The 3,212-nt window shown below is 62.2% G+C and carries 1 protein-coding gene and 3 pseudogenes; all 4 read right to left on the minus strand.

What is annotated here, in order from left to right; translation table 11 throughout:
• The coding region (locus ABSE61_RS36720) for a tyrosine-type recombinase/integrase (protein WP_423876045.1) at window positions 1-592 on the minus strand (592 nt) is incomplete at its 3' end.
• Window positions 592-1,826, minus strand: a pseudogene (locus tag ABSE61_RS36725) (tyrosine-type recombinase/integrase). The pseudogene ABSE61_RS36725 and the gene ABSE61_RS36720, both read right to left, overlap by 1 nt.
• 166 nt (window positions 1,827-1,992) lie before the next feature.
• Window positions 1,993-2,187: pseudogene (locus tag ABSE61_RS36730) on the minus strand (transposase zinc-binding domain-containing protein); the annotation flags it as partial.
• Window positions 2,188-2,195: 8 nt separating this feature from the next.
• Window positions 2,196-3,055, minus strand: a pseudogene (locus tag ABSE61_RS36735) (tyrosine-type recombinase/integrase).
• Window positions 3,056-3,212: the final 157 nt, after the last annotated feature.

Below are 3,212 nucleotides of genomic sequence, written 5' to 3' on the forward strand. Positions count from 1 at the left end.
AGACGAACACATAGGCATCGCTTGAACGAGGGTGGCCTCGCCTCAGATAGCGCTCCAAGCCTGCCGCTGCGGAGTGATGCAGCGGCGTCAAACGGGTCTTCCGGAACTTGGTCTCCCGGATCAGTAGTCCGTCATTCGTCATGTCGGCAACTTGCAATTTCAACGCTTCGGAGATCCGCAACCCAGTGACCGCAAGCAAGGCAATCAGAGTGGCGTAGGTTTGAGGTCTCAGCCCGCTCGCAGGGCGAATGCGCAGGGCGGCTTCGATGAGGCGATTGATCTCGTCTGCCGAGTAGATGTGCGGCGGCCGGCGCTTCTTGCGGGCGCCAAAGTGATTGGCCGGCGGCACCTCGTGCCGACCATCTTCAACCCTGATGAACCGTACGAAGCGGCAGACGGCTTTCAACCGCGCGTCGCGCTGCGCCACAGACGGGCCGAGAGCCGCCCAGTCGATCGCCGATTGCGCGTGAACATGCGTGTCCCCGCGGTCGGTCGCAAAGCCAGCAAAGCTCTTCAACAAGTATTCAGCCATTGTCATGTCAAATCCTGCAGCACGGCGCAGGCGGAGGTAGGCCTCTACGGTGTTCAACATCAGAGTGCCTCCGGCCAGGGCTGCGCGATTTGCTGCAGCAGGTTGACGTCGGCTTTCGCGTAATGCGCCGTCGTATCGACGCCCCGATGCCGAAGGACCAAGCCTATTTGCTCGAGGGGGACGCCATTGCGCAGCATCTGAGTTGCCGCCGTATGGCGCAGGCGTGGGCGCCTTTGACTGGCGTAACCACGCCGGCCCGCCTCATGGCGCGCTTTGCGACCAATGACACGCTGCCACCATCGAGGAATGGCCGGAATGGAGCGATGTTTCGAAGGAAGACGCGATCACTCTGAGCAACGGTCGGCCGGCATTCCATATAGGCGATAATCGCGTCTCCAACCTCTTGCGGGAGCGGGAGACGAACCTGATAGCCGGATTTCCCGCAGACCAGCAGCGTACCGGCTTGCCACTCGATATCAGCGAGGCGGAGCTGCGCCACGTCGCCGGCTCGAAGTCCGAGACGTGCCAGCAGCAGGAGGATCGCGCGATCGTGGCGACGCCCAGGTGAATCGCCATCACACGCAGTGAGCAAGTCGACCACCTGCTCCGCTGTCAAATACCTTGGCAACTCGGCCAGGCGCCATGAGGCGTAAGCGGGCACGGCCTTGTCGAGATCAGCTTGGCAGAGACCCTGGACGGCGAGATAGCGCAAGAACACCCGCAGGCTGGTGATCAGCTTTTCGACGGAGCTTTTGCCGCCCTGGCCCGTGCGTTCCAGAAAATACCGCCGCACAGCTGTCGCGTTCCACCCTGTGGGATCGGTGCCAAGCGCCATCATCAGGCGGGTGGCCCCACGAGCGTACTGTCGGATCGTCGGTTCGGCGGCACCGCGATGCTTGCGCAGCCAGTGTTGGAAGCTGACAACGAGCGCTGGCTCGGGGCTTTGAATGGCGGGTGCCGCGTTGGTGCGGTGAACGCCAATTTGTTGAAGAAAGTTGAGAAAGTTCTTGGCGCCGAAAGTCATGTGGTGGTTTCGCCGCCCGCCTTTTGCTCGCGGGCAACGACAAGTTCGCAGATGCTCGTGGAAAGCTGCAAGATTGATGTCGGCTAACGTTCCACCTTGCTCGCACACGAAATAGCCGAGGTGCGCCGCCGCGCGTAGATAGCGCACTGCGATGGCCGGACGATAGCCGCTCCGTTCGAGCGACTGGGCGAAACCGTCAATGAACGATCCGCTTGGCCCGTTTCGCAGGTGCGCAAGCATCTTTGGCGCCAAAAAATAGGTCTCCAGCATCTCGGTCCCTCTTTGTGACTGGCCGTTGGTGGCCAGTTGCAGAGGGCGGGAAGACGCAGTGGTTATGGAGAGCTGAACGGCAGACAATACCCAGGAATCTGCCGTCTATGAGAAATGCGGGCATCGCCGCTGCCGCCAACTCCCCGTTACAAATCGTGCCCATAAGGCAGGAGTTGTAGGCGATGCGTGTCGCACCGCAATCATCGCACTGCTCGACATGCCCGCCGAGTGCTGCCGTCCGGCATGCCGTGATGGCGCCCATGACGCGCCGCTCGACGCGGCCGAGATGCCCGGCACGGGCCTGCCGAAACGCTTCGCCGTGGCGGCGGAAGACATCCGCCACCTCCAGAACCGCAGCCATGGTGCCGCTCAGCCGGGCGGCACCACCTCCAGACGAAGACGGTCAAGCGGGCTTGGCGTGTTGCTGATGGTCTTGGTGGCGACCTGGGTGTAGCGCGCGGTGCTGGCCAGGCTGGCATGGCCGAGCAGCACCTGGATGATGCGCACGTGGGCCCCGTTCTCCAGCAGATGCGTCGCGAAGCTATGCCGCAGCGTGTGGACCGTCACCTTCTTGCTCAGGCCGGCCGCCACGCGGGCCGAACGGCAGGCTGCATGTAATACGGTCGGATCGAGCGGCCGGTCCTCGTCACGGCCGGGGAACATCCGGCGCTGCGGCCGCGTCAACCGCCAATAGCTGCGCAGAATCCGCAACAGCTGCGGAGAGAGCATGACGTAACGGTCCTTGCCGCCCTTGCCCTGCTCGACCCGGATGACCATCCGCTGGCTGTCGATGTCGGCAATCTTCAACAGAGCCACCTCCGACACGCGCAGTCCGGCGGCATAGACCGTCGTCAGCGCGGTGCGGCTCTTGAGGCTTGGAATTGCTTCCAGGAAGCGCACGACCTCGTCGGCGCTCAGCACCACCGGCAGCTTGCTTGGCTGCCGCGCATAGCTGATGCGCTCCGGAATGGCGTCATGGCCGAGGGTCACACCGTAGAAAAACCGAAGCGCACACACGATCTGATTGAGCGCCGGCCAGGATATCCCGATCGCCACCAAGTGGACCTGGAAGACGCGGATATCCTCCAGTTCAAGACAATCGGGGGACCGACCGAAATACCGGCTCAACTTCGATACCGCGGCAAGGTAGGATCGTTGCGTCGCTGGCGAAGATTGCGGACCGTCATGTCCTCAATCATGCGGCGGCGAAGAGGGCTGATCTCAGCCATTAGAAAACTCCTGTCTGAAGGGTTGGGCTTCGAAAGGTGCCGTCCGGAATGCGGTTGGAATTCGGTATGGCGTATTCCCGGGTAACATGAAGTTATCGTTTCAGGCGGCAAGGTCAATTGGCTGATCGGTGGGTTTTGTGGCGAGCGTATTCCAGCC

Source organism: Bradyrhizobium sp., from assembly GCF_049519115.1.
In the GTDB taxonomy this organism is placed as follows: Bacteria; Pseudomonadota; Alphaproteobacteria; order Rhizobiales; family Xanthobacteraceae; genus Bradyrhizobium.